The organism is Desulfosporosinus youngiae DSM 17734 (genome assembly GCF_000244895.1).
In the GTDB taxonomy this organism is placed as follows: Bacteria; Bacillota; Desulfitobacteriia; order Desulfitobacteriales; family Desulfitobacteriaceae; genus Desulfosporosinus; species Desulfosporosinus youngiae.
The window spans coordinates 409664-432391 of the sequence record NZ_CM001441.1 but is presented as its reverse complement, the minus strand read 5'-3'; the positions used below and the strand labels follow the sequence as shown (position 1 = coordinate 432391).

The window sequence follows — 22728 nt, the reverse complement described above, 5'->3', positions numbered from 1 at the left end:
GAACTTCTAGGGACTTTAAGCATTGCATATTATAAGGTCCCTAGAAGTTAATTCCGCCGTTAAAATTTCATTCAATCCTGAGACTTCTAATCATTTAATCAGGAGAAACCTCAGAAACTTATTTAGCCAGCAAACGGTCCGCCAGTTCGACTGCCTGATCTGCCGATTCAGCCCAGCCATCAGCACCGATTTCATCCGCAAAAACCTGGCTGGTAGGGCCGCCGCCGATGAATACTTTAAACTGATCTCTGAGATTATGCTCTTTCAAATAATCAATAATTTCTTTTTGGGCATTCATCGTCGTAGTCAACAGAGCACTGGCTCCAATAATGTCCGCTCCAACTTCTTGAGCTTTTGCGACAAAATCTGCTGCTTTAATATCTGTGCCGACATCAAACACTTTATAGCCTGCTGCTGTAAACATAGCGCCTGTGATATTTTTTCCGATATCATGAATATCACCTTCGACGGTTCCTAACACGATCTTGCCTTTAGCTTCACCTTGGCTCATACCTAATTTAGCAATTTCAGGTTCGAGAAGACCCAGCCCTACTTTCATTGCCTCAGCCGACATCATGACATCCGGCAAAAAGACTTCTCCGGCTTTCCATAACTCTCCGACAACTTCAATTCCTTTGATCAGCCCCAGCTGCACAGCGTCAACAGGGTTAATGGATTCCTCAAGTACCTGGTTGGAAAGTTCTTCAACGATATCCTCGTCACCATCGATAACGGCTTGCTTTAATCCTGCAAAAACTGCTTCACTCATTTTCTATTCCTCCAATTTTAATTAAGATGGGTAGCCATTTCTATTACAATAGAAAGCATTCACGTCTAACCACGTTTGGCGATGAATTCTAATAGTTTTTGATCAATACTTTCATCAAGAGCTGGGGGTACATAATTAGCCAATACTTCTTGCCATTGTTTATGGGCTCTTTGATTTGTATCCAGGCCTTCTCTGGACCAAGCCTCGTAAGCAGAGCGATCACTCAATTGAGGAGTACGGAACTCTTTCTTATGATTCTTGCGAGTATGCTTTTGGGTGAGGAAGTGTCCGCCCGGTCCTACATTAGCAATGGCATCATAAGCCAAACCGTCCTCATCAAAGTTGAAGCCCTTCATATAATGCAAGAGCATGCCGGCCATTTCATCGTCCATCATAAACTTTTCATAAGAAATTGCCATGAAATATTGCAAAATCCCTGCCGTATGCAGAACAAAATTGATTCCGGTGACACTGGCTGCCATCAATGTCATCATTGACTCATAACCGGCTTGAGCATCGACAATCTTGGCATCGTTCAAGCCGCCGCCGGACCGGCTGGGAATCCCATAGTAGCGGGCAATTTGAGCGCTGGCCGAAATAAACAGAGCACACTCCGGGCTGCCGATGGAGAGGCTGCCATTACGCATATCGCTGAGAGCAGAGGTCGAGCCGTAAACAACGGGTGTCCCGGGATTAATACTTTGGGCCAGAGCAATCCCTGCTAAAACTTCGGCATTCTGCAGGGCTAAGGTACCGACTAAGGCCGCAGGTCCGGTAGAACCGGCCATGACCAACGAAGCAATAACCACGGCTTGTCCTGCTTCAGCATAAGCCATCAGGGCTCCCAGCATTCTCTCGTCATATTTCAAAGGAGTCAGGGAGTTAATCAGGGAAATGAGAACCGGCTTTTCCTTAATAACATCTCTGCCGCCGAAAAGGAGTGACACCATTTCGATTGAGTCTTCTGCCCGTTCCCGGCCTTCAGCACTGCCCATAAAACACTTATCCGAGTTTTTAATGGAGCTGTAAATCATTTTCAGATGCCGGATTTCATCCGGGATATCCTGAGGTTCTGCTACCGTTCCGCCGGTCATATGCAAGTTTTTGCTGGCTCCGGCTAATTTAACGATATTATCATAGTCCTGCATGGTGCTTTTACGGCGGGACCCGTCAGCTAATTGGATAAAGGGTGCCCCGTAACCAGGCATATAAATAATGTTTTCACCGCCGCAGACCAGATTGTGTTCCGGATTGCGCGCATGCAAGGTGAATTCCGAAGGTGCCAGCTTGACTTTTCCCTCAATAAATTCTCTCGTAAAATGCACCCGGTTTCCCTCTACCTTAAGTCCTTGTGCCCTAAAAACTTCCAGAGCTGGTTCATATTCAAAGTCCATACCGATTTCTTCAAGGATTTTGATGGATTCATTATGAATAATCTCTACTTGTTCTTGGGTCAGAACATTATACTTTGGCAACATGACTTGACACCCCTTTAACATTTTTTAGTAGTCCCTTTTAGAGTAGCTCTTATGCCGCTGAGGCGGCACCAGCTGATGATGAAAATGAGGTCGCTCTGGTCGGGCAGCTTCGCCCACATCCGCTTACCGCAGCATTCCGAGGCTCACCCACTCGCCGATGCGGGACTTCGCCAAACCTCCGGGTAATACCTGATGTGAACCCGTGGCTCCGTCTTCCCGCACCGTCTTGTGGGCTTTTACCGCCTCTTCATGCAATGGGTTCGCTTCTGTGGACGAAGCTGCCCTGCTTGCGGGATCTGGGGATTGTTCTGCAGGTCTTTATGGTCTTTTTTCAGTGTAGATCCGACTGAAGTCTCCATGTTCAAGACTTTGCTGAACCGTTCTTAGAAGATCTTTACTAGCGGATAATCAGGTGTTCCTGACTTGACGCCGGTAAGTTTATTATTATAAGCCATCATGGCGTCTGTGGTGGCAACTGCCCTATATACCCAAGGAGCATTTACCATAGGACCGTAGAGAATGAAGGCTGCACCCTGAGTTATGGGATAAGTGAATACGGAAGCCCCAGCCACTTCGAAGAACGGAGTTCCTTTCGAACGCATCTTCTTCCAAAGATAAACGGCATTTGAGGGAGCGCATCCTCCTGGATAACCAAATTCTTCATTGACCACATTGATAGCTTCACTTGTCCAGCTGGCACTAGGTACATCCAAGACACCCGGGTCAACCAGGAACTGTTCAATGCCTGCCCGCTTAGCGGCGTCGATTAATCCCTCTTTCTCCCCGTCTCCTTTCAAGAGCTTAATTCTGGCCTTGGGTTTTAACGCTTTGTTGCTAAAGGCCAATATAACCGCTGTTTTAATTCCGCTTTCTTTAATTGTTTCTAACTCTTCTTCAGAATAATGCTCCTCAATGGAATTATAGATCAGTCTTTTACGTACTTCAGGATCTTTGCCAAGTTCTTTTAAAGCACCTATGCGTACAGCAGGGCTAATGCTGTCCAGTAAAAAAGGAGCCTTCGAGTTTTTCATGACGAATTCTACATAACGAGTTAAGGCCTCTACGGATTCACCTAAGACATCCAGAATAAATGGATTGCCTGTTTCCGCACTCAATTCAGCTTCTTGATCCAGAAGAGCTTTCGCGGCAGCTTCATCGAAAATACCCTTCATTCCATCTTGAACAATTTTGTGACCACGATAGAAGATGCTTCCGATAAGCACAGTAGGGTATTGTCCGGGCTGTCCGCCTACCTTAACTCCGTTGATATCATAAACTTGTTGTTCTGTCGTATACTTTAGCATTATAAACTCCCCCATTTATATTATTTGGAACCCCTTCAAGGTTTTGCCTGCAATTATTAATATCTTGGCCAAGAATTCCCTTCGCTATCAAACCTTTTTACATAGGGAACATTACTCATTTACCAATACGCTGCCGCAATACTAAGCAGTTCACCCCCTAAATACTGATGACGGATACAATTTCTTAACGGCTTTTCCATGTATCCATCATAACACCATAGTTCTTGGGTATTAACACTACAGTTATGCTCGTTTTGCTACATTCGGAGCCAAAAATGAAAATTCCGATTATTCCTTTTTTGATATTATTTTCACATTTTCTCAACTACTTTTCAAAAAATGACCGAATTAAACAAATAAAGACCTCATACTACAAAGTATGAGGTCTCCTGTGAAATCGGGTAATTTTACTTAAATTCCCCCCTGAATGCCTTAATAATCGATACAGTCATAGCAAACATGACGATCATAAATGGAAATGCCGAAGCAATTGAGGCGGTCTGCAAAGCACTTAGCCCTCCGGCGATCAACAAGGCAATAGCTACAGCACCCTCGATCACTCCCCAGGTAATCTTCAGCCCTGCATTAGGGTTTAGATCACCGCCCGAAGTAAACATTGCCATAACAAACGTTGCAGAATCAGCCGATGTAATAAAGAAAACCGCTATGATCAAGGTCGTCAGAACTGTCAGGATGCCATTGAGCGGATAGTACTGGAACATAGCGAAAACAGCGGTACTTATATCTTTAGCTACTTGAGCGGCAATTCCTCCATTTTGTAAAACATCAATATACAGCGCACTGTTGCCCATAACTCCCATCCACAAAAAACTCATTAAAGTAGGAGCAATAAGCACGCCCACAACAAACTCTCTTACTGACCGGCCCCTGGATATACGGGCAATAAACGAACCAACAAAAGGACCCCAGGCAACCCACCATGCCCAGTAGAAAATGGTCCACCCCCCTACCCAACCAGGATTCATATTAAACGTATCTGCCCAAAAGCTCATTTGAACAAGGTTTTGCAAATAAACCCCTATGGTTTCAGTAACCCCATTAAGGATAAACCTGGTCGGACCAATAATTAGCATGAAAGCTAGAATAGAGAAGAGCAGCAGCATATTGGCGTTGCTTAAGAACTTAATTCCCCGTTCAATTCCAGTTACTGCGGAGGTTACAAATAATGCCGTAATCACAACGATAATAATAACCGTCGTCGTTGTACCGGTGGGAAGTCCATAGGCGTAATTCAAGCCGGTACTGATCTGCAAAGCACCTAATCCCAGGGAAGTAGCAACTCCAAATATGGTTGCAAATACAGCTAAGATATCAACTGCCTTGCCAATCCAGCCGCTTATGCCCTTTTCCCCCAACAACGGATAAAGAGTGGAGCTTACTAAGGCCGGCAGACCTTTGCGGAACTGAAAATAAGCCATAGACAGCCCTACAATGCTATAAACGCCCCAAGGATGTAGGCCCCAATGAAAAAAGGTATAGCGCATAGCCGTTTGGGCAGATTCTATGGTCGAGGGCTGACCGAAGGGAGGATTAGCATAATGCGTCATCGGTTCAGCGACTCCCCAGAAGACAAGTCCAATGCCCATACCAGCCGCAAAAAGCATGGCAAACCAGCTCCAAGTGCTGTACTCCGGCTTATCCCCATCTTTACCCAAGGTAATATTGCCATATTTGCTTAAGGCCACAAAAAAAGCAAAAAACAAAAAGAAACTAACACCAATTAAGTAACTCCAGCCAAAATTGTCCGTAATAAATTTCTGTACTGCGCTGAATGTGTTGCCTGCCTCTTTAGGCTGGAGAAGTGTCCAGAAGACAAACAGCAGCATAATCAACGCAGATATTGAGAAGATGGGACGATCAATTTTGCCGAAAAAACTGCGTTTTTCAGTCATTCTTAGTTCCCCCTCCTAAATTAAATGTTGGTTCGAAGTAAAATACCTTGACTAAGGATTGATACCGTCCTTTGATTTACTTCTAATACACCGTATTTATGACATATCATATCATCTTCTTAATTTTCTAAAATACCATAATCATGCTCATTTTGCTACATTTATGATTTATTCCAAAGACTTTCGCTAAATATTCTCAATCTTCTATATTCATCCCCAGGATAGTAATTCTCATTTGATCAGAACTCAAAAGGGCCTCCCGCATGATTTCAAGCCCCTTGATTAACAACAATGTTACTTTTGCCGTATTATGGAGTCTAACTTTGCCTCAACCTCAAGGCCGTTCTCATGACCTGTGTCTCTATGACAGTTATTACAGCCAACGCCGTTCTTGATTAATCCCGCATGGCCCTTAGGCAATAAGGGGGCATTAGTTTCCGGTTTAAAAATACCCAAGTGGCAATTAATACAATTAGTATCGTAAACTACAGCTCGCATTGGAAAAGAGTACCGCCCTTTTAAATGGATTACAATATCTCTTACTCCACGAACAGTCGTATCAAGTCTGCTAAACGGCCCTCTGGTTTCGTGACAGTCCCGGCAGTCTATATTACTGTGAGGGGATTTTTCCCAGGATGCAGCATACGGTTCAATTTCATGGCATCTTATACACGCAGAGGAATGAGTAAACCAAGCATAGGAAAATCTATGTGCACCATATATAACTAAAAAAATTAATCCCAATATAATGAAGCCCTTCTTATAAAATTGCATTTAAATCACCTATTTTCTAAAACCTTTCATATTATAGAATTCTCAGTTCTCTTTTAATAATTCATGAAACCCAATAAGAAACAAAACAAGGGGACAGGTTCACTGTTTTAAAAACAGTGAACCTGTCCCCTTGTTTCGGGAGACTATTTGTGCGACTTAAACCGTACGAAAAAGGTTGTGCCGGATTCTCCCGTGTCAATCTCTATATTTGCGTTATGCCTGGCAGCAATGCTGTGACAAGTAGCCAGCCCCAGACCGGTACCATCCTCTTTAGTGGTGAAAAAAGGGGTCCCAACCTTCTCGATGATCCCGGCCTTGATGCCGGTCCCCTCGTCTTGTACAGACAGAACGACCTCCCCGCCATCCGAAAATGTTCTTATGGTCAGCGTTCCGCTGCCTGGCATTGCCTCCATTCCATTTCGGACTAAATTTAAGATCAGCTGGCGAATCTCTTTTTCATCCAGGTACAAGACTTCAATATCCTGTAGCTCTATGATAATGTTTTTGTCACTGAGCATTGCCCCCGCTTGAATCAGTGGGAACAAGTTTTCAATCAGACTGTTCAGACTCAAGGGTTTCAAATCGACGGTCTTGTTTTTGGCCAGGCTCAGGAATTCTGAGATAATAGAATTTGCTCTATCAAGCTCCTCAATCATCAGTTCAAAATAACCCTTACACTGTTTTAATTCTTCTTTTGCCCCTAATAGCTGAAGGAACCCTCGAATGGTCGTCATTGGATTTCTGACTTCGTGACCTATTCCCGCCGCCATTTGTCCTACAAGGTTAAGGCGATCCAAGCGTGCCATTTCCTTTTCAAACATCCTGCGTTCGGAAATATCCTGGCAATAGACAGACAAGCCTTCCTCAGACGGATAGACATGCACTTCATAGGGTGCATTAGAATGTTGTGCCTTAAACTCAAAATGTACGGCTTCTCTCGTGTTCATGGACCTTTGCAGAAAAGGTTGGAACTTGGGGATCAGCTCAGGGAAAACCTCCCAAATAATTCGTCCGATCAACTCTTTCCGGTCCTTCTGCCAATATTTCTCCGCCACTTTGTTAACAATAATAAACCGCCACTCAAAATCCAAGGCAAAGAAGATATCTGTTATGCTTTCAAGAATATTAGTAATCCTCAGGTTTGTCTCAATTAGTTTTTTCCCTACTTTGTTGCGTTGTAATATCTCTTCCCGAAGCTTTTCATTCGTCTGGAAGAGTTCACAAGTGCGTTCCTGAACAAGCCTTTCAAGGGTTTTACAGCGGTCTCCGCGCTCCTTTTCCAATTGTTTCCGCTCAGTGATGTCCCTAATGGACCAGACAATAATCTGCTGCCCTTCAATACTCGACCTTCCGATCTGAATCTCTACAGGAAACGTCATCCCATTTTTGTGTATTGCTACAGCGTCTTGGATTTTTCTGCGTTTACTCATAACAAGAGCATTCTCATTCAGAAAGTCAACGTAATCTTTCGGAAAAAGAATTGAAACATGCTGTCCCTGTAATTCCTCTTGTTCATATCCGAACATCGCAGTTATTGCAGGATTAGATCTTATAACACTACCTGAAGCATCCATGGTGATCACAGAATCTATAGATGTTTCTCCAATCACGCGGGCAAGGGCCTCAGCCTTACGCAGATCCGAAGTGGTCTGCTCTAAGCTTTCATTTAACGCTTCCAGTTTAATGGCATGCTGCTGAAGGAGTTCATTCTGAAGCTTGATTTGCTTCTTATTAAAATGCAGCTTTACAAAGGCTTCGATCTTAAATTTTAACATCTCGGGATTAAACGGTTTAAACAAATAGTCGATTGCGCCTAGGGAATACCCTTGCTTAATATTTTCTGCGGATTGATAAATTGCTGTAATAAAAATAATGGGCGTGCCTTCATGCCGTTTCCTTGCTCTAATCAGTCTGGCAGTTTCAAAGCCATCCATGCCCGGCATCTGAACATCCAGTATAATCACAGCAAAATCGTCTTTCAATAAGCACCTTAAAGCCTCCTCTCCAGAACTGGCAAACATCAATTGATAATCTGGTGATGTAAGAACAGCTTCTAAGGCCAGTAAATTTTCCTTGCGGTCATCCACAATCAATATTTTCATTTTTTCCTCTCTCCCGGTACCCTCAGATCCTTTATTTCTGTCATAATGATTAAACTTCCATGGTATTTAGCTACTTTATCTTCCGATAGATTTTTTGTTCCGAGTTAAATGATTCATAATAATGAGAATAATTGTTAAAGGCGATGTCCTCTTTTCCGCCCAACCCCAAAAATCCCGGCTCGCAAAGGCTCTCATAGAACAACCTATGTACACGGTTTTGCAAGACCTTATCAAAATAGATCATGACATTCCTGCAGATTATTACGTGAAATTCATTAAAGGAATAGTCTGTAGCTAAGTTATGTTGGGCGAACACCAAGTTTCGGCTTATAAAAGGATGGAAAATTGCTTTATCCGGGCAGACCAAAAAATACTCTGTAAATTCGTTTATTCCCCCGGCTTTCAGGTAATTGTCTTTGTATGTCTGGATTTTATCTAAAGGATAAATCCCTTCTTTGGCCGTTCTTAACAAATCCTCATTCATATCTGTAGCGTAAATCTTTGTTTTATGGTATAAACCTTCCTCATGCAGAATAATGGCCATGGAGTAAACTTCTTCCCCTGTGGAACATCCGGCGTGCCAAATCCGCACAAAGGGAAGTTCTTTAAGAATCGGTACAACATCCGTTCGAAACGACTTAAAAAAATTAGGATCCCTAAACATCTCAGATACGTGAATTGAAAAATCCGAGAGCAGCCTTGCCATGGCGCTGCAGTCATGAAGCACCTTTTCCTGCAGCCTGGATACACTTTTTAACCCTTCAGACCGGATGCGGTACCAAATTCTTCGCCTAATAGAAGCAAACACATAATTTCTAAAGTCAAAGCCATAGTAGCGATAAATACCTTCCAAGAGCAATTGTATTTCAATTTTTTCTAATTCGTCCCGGCTTTCCGCTTCCGAACACTTTTCAATATTATCTGAACTCACCCTATCTATCATCCCTATCTAAATAACCAGATCTTGATTAATGTAAACAGCTGTTCAAGATTAACTGGTTTACTAATGTAATCCGATGCACCCGCTTCGATACATTTTTCCCTGTCTTGTTTCATAGCCTTGGCAGTCAGCGCAATAATTGGCAAGTTCACATACTCAGGCATTTGGCGAATGCATTGTAAAGCTTCATATCCATCCATCTCAGGCATCATGATGTCCATAAGTACTAAGTCAATATCCGAGTTTTTCTGCAAAACCTCAATGCCCTCTCTGCCATTTTCAGCAAACACGGTTTGGATATTTCGATTTTCAAGAGCTGTCGTAAGTGCAAACACATTCCGCATATCGTCGTCCACAACCAGGATCTTTTTACCTTCTAAGCGCCCATTCCCATTCTCTAATATTTGCAGGTTGTCCGCTTCCCAGTTCTCGTCTGAAACGCTTGTGATTGAATCAACGTCTTGAGCTGAAAAGCTTTCTGCGCTTGCAGCGATTTCTTCGCAGGAACTATCTGAAACTTCTTTGCCCGGAAGATAAAGGGTAAAAGTACTCCCCTTTCCTTCGACACTGTCGATATCTATAAACCCGCCTAACAAGTTAGCGAGCTTCTGACTAATGGTTAAGCCCAGACCTGTACCCCCGTACTTCCTGGAGGTTGTGCCATTGGCTTGCTGAAAGGCCTCAAAGACCATACTCTGCTTAAATTTCGGAATTCCAATACCGGTATCCGTCACGGAAAAGGCCAGAACCCACTCCGACTCCTTAAAAACGTCATTATTTTCGATCACTTGATCTTCTGCCCTTCTAACCTTCAGGGATATACTGCCTCTTTCCGTAAATTTAAAGGCATTTGATAATAAATTCTTCAGGATTTGTAAAAGCCTATATTCATCGACATGAGCAGTATCAGGCAGATCTTCATCTATTTCAATTATGAAATCTAATTCTTTTTGCCGAGCGACAGGAGCAAAAAACTCTTTAAGATAGTCCATCATATCAGCTAATCTCAAAACCTCGGGATGTATTGTTACCTTCCCCGCTTCAATCTTAGAAAGGTCTAATATATCATTAATCAAAGTCAATAGTTCATTACCGGAGGAAAAAATAGTTTTCACATACTCAATTTGATCGGGAGTCAAGTTCCCTTCCTTGTTTTCGGTCAACATTTGAGAAAGGATCAATAAGCTATTCAGCGGCGTCCGTAACTCATGAGACATGTTGGACAAAAACTCCGTTTTATAATTGGAACTCTCTTCAAGTTCCCTGGCCTTCTCTTCAAGAGCAGCCTTTAAGGCTTCGAGTTCAGTTGCCCTCCTTTCTGAATTCTTATACTGCTCCTCAAGATTTTCGTTAAAGATTTTGAGTTCCTCCTGCTGCACCTGTAGTTCTTCTGATTGAGACTGAAGCTCTTCAGTCAGGACCTGCGATTCCTTCAAGAGGCTTCCAATTTTCATATGAGCTTGAACCCGGTTAATGGTAATTCCAATATTTTTAGAGATCTGTTCCAGCAGCTCCTGTTGAAGATCTGTGAAAGGCCGAAGAGATGCCATCTCAATAACAGCCACTACCTGACCCTCAAAGGCCACCGGAAGTATAATAATAGTTTGAGGTAACGTCTCACCTAAGCCGGAGGAAATCTTTATATAATCCTCTGGGACCCTATCCATCAGAATCGTTTTATTTTCTAAGGCACATTGCCCAACCAAGCCTTCCCCCAGAAGAAAAATCTCTCGCGCTGAGGCCAGCGAATAAGGTGCATAAACAGCATACCGTTTGATGCACTGTTTTTTTCCAAACTCCTCCAGTATATAAAATATGCCATAACTGGCTTCGACCATGGGAATTATCCTGGTGATCAAAAGATTAGCCAGAGTTTGAAGGTCCTCTACCCCCTGACACAAGGCAGTAATTTCTGCCGTCCCGGACTTTAACCAGTTTTGAGCTTCTATTTTATTGATAAATTCTTTCTCATTCATGGCGTGTTCTTCCAAGGAACGTGCCATTTCATTAAAAGACTCCCCAATTTCTCCAATCTCATCATTTGTATGGACTTCAATACGCGGTAAATCAGAATGATCCCGAATCCACGAAAAACGGTTCATTACGTTAGTGATGTTGCGTATATCCCCTGTAATCCTTCGTGTAATCAAGAGAGTTATTCCTACTCCTGCAAGCAATGTTAACATTAGAGAAATGAAGAAGAACAAGATTGCCCGATTATAGGCCGCAGAAGAGGATTTCATCAAATCGTTCATAGCCTCATCTTCCAAAGCATTTAATTCCTCAACGTACTTGAATATCTGACCTCGTTCCACTGCTCCCTCTTTTATTGCCCGCTCGTAGTCCTCTTTATTCTCTAAAGAAGCTAAGGCGATACAATTCTCTTGCAGTTCTATGTAAATAAGATTTTCGGCTCTTATCTGACGAAGCAAGGTTTTTACAGAATCGCGAATCGCCGTAATCTGAAGGGCATGCAGCGCCGACTCTACCTCCGCCCTGGAATCACGGATCAAACCAATGGTCACTTCGAAATCATAACCGCTGTCCATAAAAGCCAGGTCCCTTAGGTATCTGCTGATATTATTAAGTTCATTTTCAACGGTTTTAGAATATTTGATTTTTTGATAGCGTTCCTGTTGATTTTTTTCTACGCTTTTATTGGCCCGATCCAAAGAATAGATTGAGATTCCAAAGAATACAGCCATCATAAACAAAAGTGTTGTAAATCCTAGGAATAACCTCGCTTTAAGCCTCATGTTGCACTTCCTTTCTGCAAGATGTGAACGTTAACACTTTAATGTCTTGTAGTGATTCAATATTTGATTAACAATCTCCTTTGGCAAATATGTCGATGCATGTCATATGCTTAGGCTTTATAACAAATGCTGAAAAAAAGCACCAAACAATTTTAATGCTTGGTGCTTTTCAAAGATACTTAAATAATTAATAACATTTTTGTCTTAAAGAAGCCGGTAAAAGCCATTTAAAGAGCAATAGCCCCTTTTTATTTGGAGCTTATTGCTCTTTTTGTTTCACATATCCCGGATTTAGCAATCATCCTTCCTTTTCTGCCCCTCCTGACAAGGGCATCTCTTTATAGCGCTCTCGTACTGCCGACAGCTCCTTTCTGCGGGATATAAACTCTTGTACTTTACCGTTTAACCACTCCTGAAAATGATGTTTCAACGGTTCTTTGCCAAACATATTACTCCGCTCATTATAAACCCATTTAATCTCATTTTCGCCTGATGCCAGGTAAGCTGTCTGACCACAGATAGAACAAACCGCAGTTCCGGCCTGGGGGAATTTCCAAATATCCGACCAGCAAGTTGGACACTCGCCGTTTCCAGGCTGACGAGCCTGCCCGAATAATGCTTGCCCCATCTCTCTTGCTCTATGTAAGGCTCCCTCTCCTGATATCCCTTCTCCAGGTAAAGCTCCCATAAACATATGGCTGTCTTTAAGATCAAAGCCCATAAACCGAGCTACAGTATTCATAGCAGATGAAGTATACCCTTCCCAGCCTTTGATGCCTGCAGTAGTAATAACTACACAGGGCTTCCCCCAAAAATCGTCGATCATTTGGGCAAGTGCAATAATTCGATCACCCAATACTTTAGCCACGGCGGCAGGGCCCAGAGCATAACAAGGAGCAGAAAGAATAATTCCATCTGCAGCTTTAATTTTTTCGACCAGAAGATAAAGATCGTCATCTAGGGGGCATTGCTTACCTGGTTTCAAGCAGGCATAACAGCCACGGCACAGCTCTAACTTTAAATCGGCCAATCTTAATAATTCCAGCTCGCAATCCTTTCCCGCCGCAGCAGCCACTTCTTTTGTAAGAATCTCACCATTGGCCAGTTTACGCTGAGAAGCTGCCAACCCTAAAATTCTCTTCATTATTAACTCCTCCTCCACTAACTTTCAGGAAATGAATCCTTCTTATTTAATTTAAAATCAACTGCCATGATACACCTATTTTATTACGTCGTTTCTTACCCATTTTATCTTATCATATTTTTCCATTACACATCCCCTCTCATTTAGGTCTATGTCCTAAAGACCGATCCGCATAAAAAACACAGGCTGGTTTACCTGTGCTTTGATAAAGGGTAATGCCAAACAAAAAAAGATGAGTAAACAAAATATGAGGGTATCCCCAAAGTGTAATAAAATTACCTTTCGGGATACCCTCTAGTTAGACTACCTAAATCAAACTTAATTTCTTAGGTTAGATTCTTAGATGTCCTTTTTATTCTCATAAGCTTCTTTGAGTGCTCCGATGAAATCCCCATGATCATCTTTCAAGCTGATCGAAGCGCCGGAAGTTACATCAGCAAGCGCTTCCTTTTCTGCATCTGAAAGCTTGGCAAACTTCGCTTTATCTGCATCACTGGTTGCTTCCTCTGTTAAAGGTTTTCCGTTGGCATCTGACGTATTTTTAGCGTACCATGCTTCTATTTCCGCAACCGTCTTACCTTTAAAGAACTCTTGGTAAAGGTCAACTTGCTCTGACCAATTCATTCCATAGGCAGCATCACCGCGCTCACGCTTTGTCTGCCAGTTCGCAACATCTTTTTTCACGTTGTCGCTAACGATCGTTCCGCCAGGCCATCCCGGGAATACAGTCGAACCCTCTTTTTTGGCTTCCGGAACAATCTCTAAAGTATCAAATAAAACACTGACAACCTTGCCGTCTTGATCAAAAACTGCGCTTGCAGTTACTGTACTCGTACTGTATGATTCTTTTTTCGTTGCCGCATCTACTTTTACACGGAAAACTGAAGTTTGACCCATTCCTTGGGATAATTTAACGTCTGCTCCGGAAGCCTTATCATTTGCCGCAGGAGTACTGGCACCGCATCCTCCTAAAACGAGCAACGCTGCTGTCAGAGTTAAGCCAACTGTGATTGTTTTAATGTTTTTCATATGAATAGTCTCCTTTTTAATTATATTTTTTTACTATAAGTTCAAGTTCAGGAAACTTTAAGTTTTATTTCTGACCCTAACCCTCCTTTTCATTTAGTGGGTTATTTACTCCTGATTCTGATATCTTGAAATCAGTAAGTACCTAGTTTTTTAACATCTTTCGACTTGATAGCCAGCCACTTTTAGGAGCATGAATTCGCTTGCTATAGAAGTCAATAATTAGCCAAGTTCTTGTACTTCTCTTAACAATCTTCAGCTCCCTATGAGAATAGCAAATACTATATCATTTTGTCAATAAACAGTGTATAAATAATAATTATGTCGAATAGTGTAGTTTAGATAATTATTTGTAATATTTTGTGCGAAATTTGTGGTAGTTTGGACCATAGAATCCACAAAGTAGCAGGGTGATAATAACTACCCCTAGCCAGAACGAATTTTAAAGCAAAATCACGGATACAAAAAACCCCCGGGCTTTGGATCTTAATGATTCCAGGCAACGGGAGTTTTAAAGTATTTAATATTCAAATGGACACTTACCCCTTTTCAATCATCAAAACTACCGCTGTCAGCGCAATAAAGCTTAGTACTCCAATCAGATCGTTTTTAGATAGTTTAAACCTGTAATTATATAAATCCTCCGGATTGACCTTTTCAACCAAGTGCTCTATCTTATCCAATTTATCAAAGGAATTAACAATCAAAGAAACGATAATTTGGGATATCCCCTTGATATTTATTTTAAACCTTTTCTTGCCCTCCCCCGTGACTGAACGCATACGTTCTCCTAAACCCTTGGTCACTTCAGCTCCCGTCTCTTTGAGTTCTAAAACAATACACATAACTACGTTTAAATAGTCTTTAACTGGAATACCCACTAACTTCAACGGGGTAAAAAGTTTATCCACCAACCCAAGCACCGTTTTCATCGGGGTTGTATGAAAATACAGGATACTGACATACCAGATGACTAACAATCTAAACAGTCTTATTAATATTTCGTACGACCCTTGATCTGAGAATTGAATATCAGCGAAGGTGTATAAAAGGCTGTTCATTAATAGTCCAAAAAGGTAAGGAATCAAAACAATAATTCCATATGAGGCAGCACTGATAATTAAGATTCGTAATTTAATTTTAGAGACTAAGGTCACTATCAATAAATAGACTGCCAGAATTCCAAAACTCATCCGCTCATGAACTATAAACGGCATAATAGAAAGAACCATAGCTAAGATAAACTTAATAAGCCCATCCATGTCCCAGGATTCAGCGTCTTTTTGAGGTTTTGAACTGCTTAACGTTGAATTGTTCAACATAGCTCACATAACTCTCTCCGCGAATTATCCATCCTCGAAAACCCCTTTTTTTCTGACTTCATTGATCGATAGTTCAGCAATGCTTCCCGTGATTAAACCCGTTACTACGGAGGAGACTAAGAGAATAGGCAAATAAAGCAAAACGACAGTCTGCCCTAAGATCATCGCTGCAACCACGACTTGTGCCGTACTATGAACGATTGCTCCGGCAATGCTTATACCCTTGATACTAAAGAAGCTTGAGAACTTTTTATAGAGCAGCCACATGATCACAGCGCTCAAAATGCCGCCTGTTAAACTAAAGGCCAGCATCATAACTCCCCTCGTCAGGACCGCTACAACAAAACTGCGCACAATCACAATAAAAAGGACATCTTTAAAACCGAGAAAAGCAATCCCAATCATGGTGATTATATTTCCTAATCCCAGCTTAACACCTGGTATAGGAATCGGTATAGGAATAAAGGATTCCAAAAATGAGATTATAATGGCATTGGTGACTAGAATTATGATCAAGGCATACTTTCTATTTTTATTCATTACTCAGTACCTTCGCCTTCAATTGTCACGATTGTTTTACTAGGCAGGCAAACCGCTTTATCGCCCCGCTTAGTCAATAATCCGGTTTTGATACATATTTTATCGGGACAATCAGCTTCTAAAAACTTTATCTGTCCCTTTTCCGCTAAAATAGTAACCTTAAGACCGTCTTCGAACTTAATATATTGAGGCTCCTCTACCTTATTGAGGTCAATTTCCTTCACACGCTTTCCGTCCCGGCTGATCACTGCTATCAGCTCATCGCCTGGCTTGCCTCCGTCAGCGAGAAAGGTCGATAACAGAGGGATTAAGGCTATAATTCCAATGAATAACACCAGAACTATGTCACCCTTTTTGAATCCACGTTTTGCCTTCATCTTAGGAATCCTGCCTCCTTTTTTCTGTTATAGCTCTACTCAATATACTCAAATTGCTTGCTTTCATCATGAAACTCAAAGTTCCCTTTCAACCCTTCAGTAACATAGATCTTTTTATCCGTCGTAATAAAAACAGCCTCAACACCCCCATACTGACGGAGAAGTTCCTTACCTTTCTCCAACCCTAAGATAAAGACCGCTGTATCAAGAGCATCTGCCTCCAACGAAGAATCTGTGACCAAAGTAACGCTCATCAAATCCGATTTGGCCGGATACCCTGTCTTTGGGTCAAGAATATGATGATAGCGTTGACCATCTTTTTCAAAGTATCTTTGTTCATCCCCTGCAGTTACCACCGCTTTATCAGTTACCTTAACAATCCCCACGACTTGTCCGCTCTGTTGCCCTACAGGCCGCGGATTACGAATGCCTGCCTTCCAAGGACTTCCATCGGGCTTATTTCCTACGGTTACGACATTCCCGCCCAGGTTAATATACGCGGAATGGATACCTTTCTCTTTATAAATCTCCTTAGCAACATCTCCTGCATAGCCTTTGGCAATACCCCCAAGATCAACCATTTGCCCGGCCCTTTTCAGTCCGACGGATGATTCATTTATATAAATATCCTGGTAATTAACTAAGGAGAGTAATTTTTGCAATTCTTCATTGCCCGGAATATGTTCTTGCTCGGTTCCTATTCCCCAGCTTTTAACCACCGGCCCTATGGTGACATCAAAAGCCCCGTTGCTCAGTTCAGATACTTGTTGAGCCTTTTTTATTATCTTGACAGTTTCAGGATTCAATTCCACATTCTTTATTCCTGCATTTTGGTTCAGATTGAATATGTCCCCTTCCGGGGCATTAAAGGTTAAGAGTCCGTCCAGATAGTTTATCTTTTCCATAACCTCATCCATTACAGCTTGTCCTTTTACTCCATAAACCTTTTGGGAAATGACCGTCCCCATAGCAAAGCCGTCAGCTTCAAACGATTCATTCTTGTCCGAGTTGCAAGCTGTTAATATTCCTGCCGCCAGGATCACCAGCACTATAGCAGCCCAACCTTTTCTATTCCGGTTTTTAAACTTCAACAACATTTCATTCCCTTCTCAATAATTAGCATTTATATACTGAAGCTCACGCAGTTAGCGTAAGCTCTTCGATTGCTTCACCCTGTCATCTTTAAAATATAGCACACAATTAGATATAATAAAACGATTATTGTCGAAATATGTAAGACGATACACTCCAACTGGCGAAACACAGGGACAGGTTCACAACTCCAATTTTTAGTTCCGACTACAGTCAATATAGTCAGTCGGACTGTATATGTCAACACAAAAACCGGTCAAGGTGATATCAATTCACCTCAACCGGTTTCGTTAAATGCAGCCAACTAAACTATAATTTCTTGATAACCTTAAGTTAAGCCTCCAATGCTTCTTTTGCCATTTGCTTATATTCATACTAGGCAATATTGATGATATCGTTCATAATCGGCTTCCTTGCACTCCATAGAAATCAATACCCCATTGCTTTCATACACGGTTGATTTAATCGTGGCATTATCATTAAAATAGGATACAACCTTTCCTTTGTCATAGGGAATCAGCATTTCGCAGCAAACATAATGTGCGAAAGCCTTTTCCCTGATTGCCCCGACTAAATCATCAATCCCCGTTTTTCTCTTAGCTGAAAGGTATACATTATCTTCAGCACCCTTTGGAATTTCAACCTCTGCTAAATCAGTTTTGTTATAAGCATAAATCACAGGGATATTATCTGCTCCAAGCTCCTTTAAGGTCTCCTTCGTAACCTCAATCTGTTCCTTATAAAAAGGATTTGAGTAATCAACGACATGAATCAGAAGATCAGCTTCCGCAACTTCTTCTAACGTTGAGCGAAAGGCCTTTACCAGATGGTGAGGCAATTTACTAATAAACCCTACGGTATCAGTTAACAAAAAGGTCTTATTATCCGGTAATTCAATACTCCTCACCGAGGTTTCTAAGGTGGCAAACAACATATTTTTTTCAAACACCTGCTTTTCGCTTGTTGGATTAAACAGATCCAGCATGACATTCATAATCGTTGACTTGCCTGTATTCGTATATCCTACTAAGGCAATCACAGGTATTTCTTTCTTCTTACGTCGTTTCCGTTGGTTTTGACGTTGAGCTACAAGTATCTCTAATTCTTTGTTCAAGCTGCTGATTCTTTCTTCAATCTTTCTGCGATCAAGCTCTAGTTTAGTCTCTCCTGAGCCTCTGTTTTTAAGGCCGGCTCCTCCCCCCTGACGGCCCAACGATTCTCCGGAGCCAATCAGCCGCGGAAGCATATATTGAAGTTTGGCTACCTCTACCTGTAGTTGAGCTTCTCTGGTTCTAGCCCTCTGAGCAAAAATGTCCAAAATCAGTACCGTACGGTCTATTACCTTACATTTTAGCGTGGCCTCCAGGTTGCGGATTTGTGAAGGAGACAGTTCATCATTGAAAATCACCATATCAGCCTTCTTCTCTTGGATTAGCGCCAATACTTCTTGTAGTTTTCCTTTACCTATATAATAAGCTTTTATCACACTATTCAAGTTTTGGCTCTTTTCGCCAACTACCTCTATCTCACAAGCCTCAGCCAGGTTAGATAATTCCTTCATTGAGTTTGTAAAGTCCTGCTGGTTGTTAAGGTTAACTCCCACGAGAATCGCTTTTTGCTTTTGTCGCATATCTATACCCCCATTTGTGATAACAAAAATACACAGGCTGATTACCTGTGCATTGAGTAAACGGGAGATGCCGAATAAAAGACGAAAGAACCCCTTAGTAATATAGAAAAACAAGCATTTTTACCAATTATATAGATCTTCTCAGAAAGATGTTGCGGAACGTTTCAAGAACCAGACTCTTTAAGAAGATTATATTCATTAGCAAGATACACAAAAAGAGGGTATATTTATCCCTCCCTCTTTAACGAACTTCCATATATCGTTAATAAGGCGTCTTAAAAATAGGCATACCAATCCCGATTACCCTACACATAGGCAGAGCCTTTAAGCACTATTCAATTAGTTGCATAAAGTAGCAAATCGAAATCTAATATACCAAATACCCATTTTAAGACAACCCTCCATTCAATAACATTACTTTAAGTATAACACGCCAAACTTCATTTTGATACCCATATCAGCTGCTATCCCTTAATTTAACCGTCGCAGCAAACTAGTGGTTCAATTGATCACGCATAAATTGAGGTAGTGAAAAGCATCTCTCAATGATCTGTTTATTGACATAATGTGTATCATTTTCATTTAGCTTTTCCGGATTTGGAGCGGCAGAACGCTTTAATCCCAGGGTAAAACTCCATAATCCGCCGGGATAAGTAGGGACAACGGCCGTATATAATTTTACGTCAGCAAAAAGACTCCTGATCCGTTGGAACGTTTGCTTCATGACTTCAGCATGGAAAATCGGAGACTGGCTTTGACAAACCATTAAGCCGTCCTTTTTTAAAGCCTTGTGTAAGCTTTGATAGAAACTTTTTTCAAAAAGACTCTTTGCCGGTCCGATAGGGTCGGATGAATCAACGATAATTACATCGTATTCATTTACTTTGTTCAAGACAAATTTTACCCCATCATCAAAAATGAACTGAACTCGTGGATCAGACAAACGCCCTGATACTTCCGGCAAATGTTTCAGGCAGGCTTCAACCACCAGTTTATCAATTTCAGCCATATCAATCCGTTCAACAGAACGATACTTACATACTTCTCTGGCCACCCCACAATCTCCGCCACCTATAATTAGCACTCGTCTTGGATCAGGATGGATGGATAGGGGTATATGAGAAATCATCTCGTTATAGATGTACCCATCTAAAGAAGTGGTCTGGACAATACCATCTAAAACGAGCATACGTCCAAAGCTATAGGAATCCAGGATCATAACATGTTGAAACTCAGATTGTTCTTCATAAAGAATTTCTTTAATTCGGTAACTTATTTTCAAATCCTCACGTTCGTCTTCAGTTAACCATAAGTCATGACCTTTCTTGGAAAAATAGGCCGGTAATTTGATATTCATTATTAACACCTTTCATTACATGATAATCCTTGCCGATTTGTTATTTTATTCCCAAGCGATCTGTTTTATTTCTAACCTATCTGTCTTCTTATGCTCTATCTTCTTATGTTGTCAACGCCCAAGAATATCGATCAAACAACTTTATTATAACACCAAAGTTGTTTGTCGCAAAACTTCTGGTCTAAATTTAGTCCTTTTAAGATTGCCGGGACTTCATGTCTTATGATATGCTATTCTTAGCAAGATACAACTTCAGCTTGGGTCCGTCTCATTTACTTTCCTTGCTAAAGGAGGCAACGAAATTGGAGACAACAGCTCTAATCTTATCGATCATTCTATTTATAGCCGGTCTGCTGGGGACTATACTCCCTATTCTGCCTGGTGCCGTTCTAATTTACGGCGGAATGCTTCTGTACGGCTTCATGACTAAGTTCGCATCACTCGATGTCAATTTCTTTCTCTTGCAAGCACTCGTGCTGATCTTAATTTTTTCCATAGATTTTCTGGCCTCTGCTGCCGGCACACGGCGTTCCAATGGCAGTAAACAGGCAGCCTGGGGGGCAGTCATCGGCACAATCTTTGGTATAATTTCCTTCGGTCCTTTAGGTATCGTCATTGGTCCCTTCTTAGGTGCTGTTATAGCTGAATTAGTGCGAGGAATAGAACTCAATCAAGCAATCCGGGTTGGATTTGGCACTCTTATTGGTATCCTCGGTGGAACGGTCTTAAAACTATGTGCTGAAATCTTAATGATTGTCTATTTCTTTATGCGCATTTAACACAGTAAGATTCTTGATTTATGGGATGCTTTTAAATATCACTAAAACTATTTACTCCTGTTGCTGATTACAAACCTTAATCCGCAACAGGAGTTTTCTTGCTTTTTGTTCAGTTCGTTGGTTCCCATTTGCATCTTACAGGAGAAGTAATTGAATTGTCCTTTTTTAATTCTTTAAATGCTTTATCAATTTCTTTTCGGTCAAGTCCCGTTAATTTCTCAATTTCTCCCGCGCTTACCGGTTTTCCTGCATCTCTCATTGCATTTAACACATCTTCTTTAAGACTCATATTAATCATCCCTTTCAAGGTATTTAGTTTATTCTTCCCGTTATTGTACCAAAAATCAGCAAGAATTTCATTTCATAGATTGTTCTTTTGGCGGGCAATATAAATAGTGAACTTCAAAGGGATAAAACAAGGAGGTATTAATATAATTATGGGAATCTTAAATGATATTTTTGGAAATGGAAATGCTGACGAAATACAAGGAGAGACTCGGGAAGAGATTAAAGATCAAACGAATACTGCTGTTGATGATGCAAAACTGCTTCTCCGCAAAGAGGAACTCAATATCGAAAAAGACAGAGTACAAACAGGTGAAGTAGAACTTAGTAAGGAAATCATTGAGGAACAAAGAACGGTTGATATTCCTGTAATGCGTGAAGAAATCGTTATTGAAAGAAGAGTTTTAAATAACGAAGCGACGGATTCACCTATTACTAACGAAGAAACCATACGGATTCCCGTTAGTCAGGAAACGGTTACTGTGGATAAATATACCGTTGTAACAGGAGAGGTTTTAGCTCACAAGAATATTGTAGAAGATACTAAGCATATCGATGAAACTCTTAGACATGAAGAGGCCAGGGTTAATAAATATGGTAATCCCGATGTAATCGAGAATGTAACAGATCAGCAATTACAATAACAACTAAAACCACCTCACCCATCGTACCCATGATTGGTGAGGTGGTTCTCTAAATGGGGGGACAAAAGTGGAAGACAAGTCATCATTGGAAACGGACTCACCATTTCAAGGCAGTTGCTCGAATGAAGATGCAGCCCTTCAGATTAAAGCAGAACAGCTCAAGATAATCAAAAAGTGGCTACAAACGGGAGAGGTGAAAATTTATAGAGAAACTTACACTCAGGAAAAGAATTTCACTGTGCCGGTTAAGCGCGAAGAACTCGTAATCGAAAAAAAAGACCTTTTTTCTGCAGCCCCTGCCAACCTGGCTGCACCAGAGATTATTCGCATACTTTTAGGGGAAGAACAGGTAGCATTTACCAAACACTGGGTTGATTTAGAAGATGTTTCCGTCTATAAACGTCAGATAGAGGATATAAACCATATCGAATTGACATTAAAGCATGAAGTACCAACTATTAAATTCACTGACATTTAATGACTTTAGACGAACCAC

21 protein-coding genes are annotated in these 22728 nt (G+C 41.3%); 3 read left to right on the top strand and 18 right to left on the bottom strand.

Annotated features, from left to right (window positions below; genetic code table 11):
- Window positions 1-118 precede the first annotated feature (118 nt).
- The 17 genes from mtgC to speE all read right to left on the bottom strand — a co-directional run bounded on the left by mtgC (window position 119) and on the right by speE (window position 20524).
- Window positions 119-769 carry a glycine betaine-specific corrinoid protein MtgC gene (mtgC, locus tag DESYODRAFT_RS02110; RefSeq protein ID WP_007778810.1) on the bottom strand — a complete coding sequence of 217 codons (651 nt, stop codon included), beginning with the start codon at window positions 767-769 and terminating at the stop codon, window positions 119-121.
- 65 nt (window positions 770-834) lie between these two features.
- Window positions 835-2247: a glycine betaine--corrinoid protein methyltransferase gene (gene mtgB, locus DESYODRAFT_RS02105; protein ID WP_007778807.1), complete on the bottom strand. Its 1413-nt coding sequence runs from the start codon at window positions 2245-2247 to the stop codon at window positions 835-837.
- A 123-nt stretch (window positions 2248-2370) separates the two neighbouring features.
- Window positions 2371-2502: a hypothetical protein gene (locus DESYODRAFT_RS29465; protein WP_282433045.1), complete on the bottom strand. Its 132-nt coding sequence runs from the start codon at window positions 2500-2502 to the stop codon at window positions 2371-2373.
- 128 nt (window positions 2503-2630) lie between these two features.
- On the bottom strand, window positions 2631-3551 hold the full coding sequence (gene mtgA, locus DESYODRAFT_RS02100; protein WP_007778805.1) for a [methyl-Co(III) glycine betaine-specific corrinoid protein]--tetrahydrofolate methyltransferase MtgA: 921 nt from the start codon (window positions 3549-3551) through the stop codon (window positions 2631-2633).
- A 407-nt stretch (window positions 3552-3958) separates the two neighbouring features.
- Window positions 3959-5464 (bottom strand): glycine betaine uptake BCCT transporter, encoded by a 1506-nt coding sequence (locus tag DESYODRAFT_RS02095; protein WP_007778799.1) that lies wholly within the window; start codon window positions 5462-5464, stop codon window positions 3959-3961.
- Between the two features lie 294 nt (window positions 5465-5758).
- Window positions 5759-6238, bottom strand: a complete 480-nt coding sequence (locus DESYODRAFT_RS02090) for a NapC/NirT family cytochrome c (protein WP_007778796.1) — start codon at window positions 6236-6238, stop codon at window positions 5759-5761.
- A gap of 143 nt (window positions 6239-6381) precedes the next feature.
- Window positions 6382-8340 (bottom strand): PAS domain S-box protein, encoded by a 1959-nt coding sequence (locus DESYODRAFT_RS02085; RefSeq protein WP_007778794.1) that lies wholly within the window; start codon window positions 8338-8340, stop codon window positions 6382-6384.
- A 70-nt stretch (window positions 8341-8410) separates the two neighbouring features.
- Window positions 8411-9271 carry a CheR family methyltransferase gene (locus DESYODRAFT_RS02080; RefSeq protein WP_007778792.1) on the bottom strand — a complete coding sequence of 287 codons (861 nt, stop codon included), beginning with the start codon at window positions 9269-9271 and terminating at the stop codon, window positions 8411-8413.
- Window positions 9272-9285: 14 nt separating this feature from the next.
- Window positions 9286-12036 carry a response regulator gene (locus tag DESYODRAFT_RS02075; RefSeq protein WP_007778790.1) on the bottom strand — a complete coding sequence of 917 codons (2751 nt, stop codon included), beginning with the start codon at window positions 12034-12036 and terminating at the stop codon, window positions 9286-9288.
- A gap of 298 nt (window positions 12037-12334) precedes the next feature.
- Window positions 12335-13180, bottom strand: a complete 846-nt coding sequence (locus tag DESYODRAFT_RS02070; RefSeq protein WP_007778789.1) for a flavodoxin family protein — start codon at window positions 13178-13180, stop codon at window positions 12335-12337.
- 339 nt (window positions 13181-13519) lie between these two features.
- Window positions 13520-14209, bottom strand: coding sequence for a hypothetical protein (locus DESYODRAFT_RS02065; protein WP_007778786.1), 690 nt, complete (start codon window positions 14207-14209; stop codon window positions 13520-13522).
- A 536-nt stretch (window positions 14210-14745) separates the two neighbouring features.
- Window positions 14746-15528, bottom strand: a complete 783-nt coding sequence (locus DESYODRAFT_RS02060) for an energy-coupling factor transporter transmembrane component T family protein (RefSeq protein ID WP_007778785.1) — start codon at window positions 15526-15528, stop codon at window positions 14746-14748.
- Between the two features lie 24 nt (window positions 15529-15552).
- Window positions 15553-16068, bottom strand: coding sequence for a Gx transporter family protein (locus DESYODRAFT_RS02055; protein ID WP_007778783.1), 516 nt, complete (start codon window positions 16066-16068; stop codon window positions 15553-15555).
- The gene (locus tag DESYODRAFT_RS02050; protein WP_007778781.1) at window positions 16068-16445 is read right to left on the bottom strand and encodes a NusG domain II-containing protein; all 378 of its coding nucleotides are present in this window, start codon (window positions 16443-16445) and stop codon (window positions 16068-16070) included. Before DESYODRAFT_RS02050 ends, DESYODRAFT_RS02055 begins: the two co-directional genes overlap by 1 nt.
- Before the next feature lie 35 nt (window positions 16446-16480).
- Entirely contained in the window at window positions 16481-17542 is a 1062-nt protein-coding gene (locus tag DESYODRAFT_RS02045) for an FAD:protein FMN transferase (protein WP_007778780.1), read from the bottom strand.
- Between the two features lie 365 nt (window positions 17543-17907).
- Window positions 17908-19167, bottom strand: coding sequence for a GTPase HflX (hflX, locus tag DESYODRAFT_RS02040; RefSeq protein WP_007778778.1), 1260 nt, complete (start codon window positions 19165-19167; stop codon window positions 17908-17910).
- 493 nt (window positions 19168-19660) lie between these two features.
- Window positions 19661-20524: a polyamine aminopropyltransferase gene (speE, locus tag DESYODRAFT_RS02035; RefSeq protein WP_007778776.1), complete on the bottom strand. Its 864-nt coding sequence runs from the start codon at window positions 20522-20524 to the stop codon at window positions 19661-19663.
- Window positions 20525-20826: 302 nt separating this feature from the next.
- Here speE and DESYODRAFT_RS02030 point away from each other — a divergent pair, with 302 nt between their 5' ends.
- A complete protein-coding gene (locus DESYODRAFT_RS02030) occupies window positions 20827-21303 on the top strand; it encodes a DUF456 domain-containing protein (RefSeq protein WP_007778774.1) in 477 nt (158 codons plus the stop codon).
- Window positions 21304-21412: 109 nt separating this feature from the next.
- Here DESYODRAFT_RS02030 and DESYODRAFT_RS02025 read toward each other — a convergent pair whose 3' ends face one another.
- On the bottom strand, window positions 21413-21592 hold the full coding sequence (locus tag DESYODRAFT_RS02025; protein ID WP_007778772.1) for a hypothetical protein: 180 nt from the start codon (window positions 21590-21592) through the stop codon (window positions 21413-21415).
- Window positions 21593-21740: 148 nt separating this feature from the next.
- Between DESYODRAFT_RS02025 and DESYODRAFT_RS02020 the strand changes: the two genes are divergently transcribed.
- Together DESYODRAFT_RS02020 and DESYODRAFT_RS02015 are read left to right on the top strand one after the other, a co-directional pair.
- The gene (locus DESYODRAFT_RS02020; RefSeq protein WP_007778769.1) at window positions 21741-22232 is read left to right on the top strand and encodes a YsnF/AvaK domain-containing protein; all 492 of its coding nucleotides are present in this window, start codon (window positions 21741-21743) and stop codon (window positions 22230-22232) included.
- A 67-nt stretch (window positions 22233-22299) separates the two neighbouring features.
- The gene (locus tag DESYODRAFT_RS02015; RefSeq protein ID WP_007778767.1) at window positions 22300-22710 is read left to right on the top strand and encodes a YsnF/AvaK domain-containing protein; all 411 of its coding nucleotides are present in this window, start codon (window positions 22300-22302) and stop codon (window positions 22708-22710) included.
- Window positions 22711-22728 lie beyond the last annotated feature (18 nt).

Coding starts and splice junctions, on each gene's coding strand:
- mtgC (WP_007778810.1), bottom strand. CDS start 769: ATGAGTGAAGCAGTTTTTGCAGGATTAAAGCAAGCCGTTATCGATGGT.
- mtgB (WP_007778807.1), bottom strand. CDS start 2,247: ATGTTGCCAAAGTATAATGTTCTGACCCAAGAACAAGTAGAGATTATT.
- mtgA (WP_007778805.1), bottom strand. CDS start 3,551: ATGCTAAAGTATACGACAGAACAACAAGTTTATGATATCAACGGAGTT.
- DESYODRAFT_RS02095 (WP_007778799.1), bottom strand. CDS start 5,464: ATGACTGAAAAACGCAGTTTTTTCGGCAAAATTGATCGTCCCATCTTC.
- DESYODRAFT_RS02090 (WP_007778796.1), bottom strand. CDS start 6,238: ATGCAATTTTATAAGAAGGGCTTCATTATATTGGGATTAATTTTTTTA.
- DESYODRAFT_RS02085 (WP_007778794.1), bottom strand. CDS start 8,340: ATGAAAATATTGATTGTGGATGACCGCAAGGAAAATTTACTGGCCTTA.
- DESYODRAFT_RS02075 (WP_007778790.1), bottom strand. CDS start 12,036: ATGAGGCTTAAAGCGAGGTTATTCCTAGGATTTACAACACTTTTGTTT.
- DESYODRAFT_RS02070 (WP_007778789.1), bottom strand. CDS start 13,180: ATGAAGAGAATTTTAGGGTTGGCAGCTTCTCAGCGTAAACTGGCCAAT.
- DESYODRAFT_RS02065 (WP_007778786.1), bottom strand. CDS start 14,209: ATGAAAAACATTAAAACAATCACAGTTGGCTTAACTCTGACAGCAGCG.
- DESYODRAFT_RS02060 (WP_007778785.1), bottom strand. CDS start 15,528: ATGTTGAACAATTCAACGTTAAGCAGTTCAAAACCTCAAAAAGACGCT.
- DESYODRAFT_RS02055 (WP_007778783.1), bottom strand. CDS start 16,068: ATGAATAAAAATAGAAAGTATGCCTTGATCATAATTCTAGTCACCAAT.
- DESYODRAFT_RS02050 (WP_007778781.1), bottom strand. CDS start 16,445: ATGAAGGCAAAACGTGGATTCAAAAAGGGTGACATAGTTCTGGTGTTA.
- DESYODRAFT_RS02045 (WP_007778780.1), bottom strand. CDS start 17,542: ATGTTGTTGAAGTTTAAAAACCGGAATAGAAAAGGTTGGGCTGCTATA.
- hflX (WP_007778778.1), bottom strand. CDS start 19,167: ATGCGACAAAAGCAAAAAGCGATTCTCGTGGGAGTTAACCTTAACAAC.
- speE (WP_007778776.1), bottom strand. CDS start 20,524: ATGAATATCAAATTACCGGCCTATTTTTCCAAGAAAGGTCATGACTTA.
- DESYODRAFT_RS02025 (WP_007778772.1), bottom strand. CDS start 21,592: ATGAGTCTTAAAGAAGATGTGTTAAATGCAATGAGAGATGCAGGAAAA.
- DESYODRAFT_RS02020 (WP_007778769.1), top strand. CDS start 21,741: ATGGGAATCTTAAATGATATTTTTGGAAATGGAAATGCTGACGAAATA.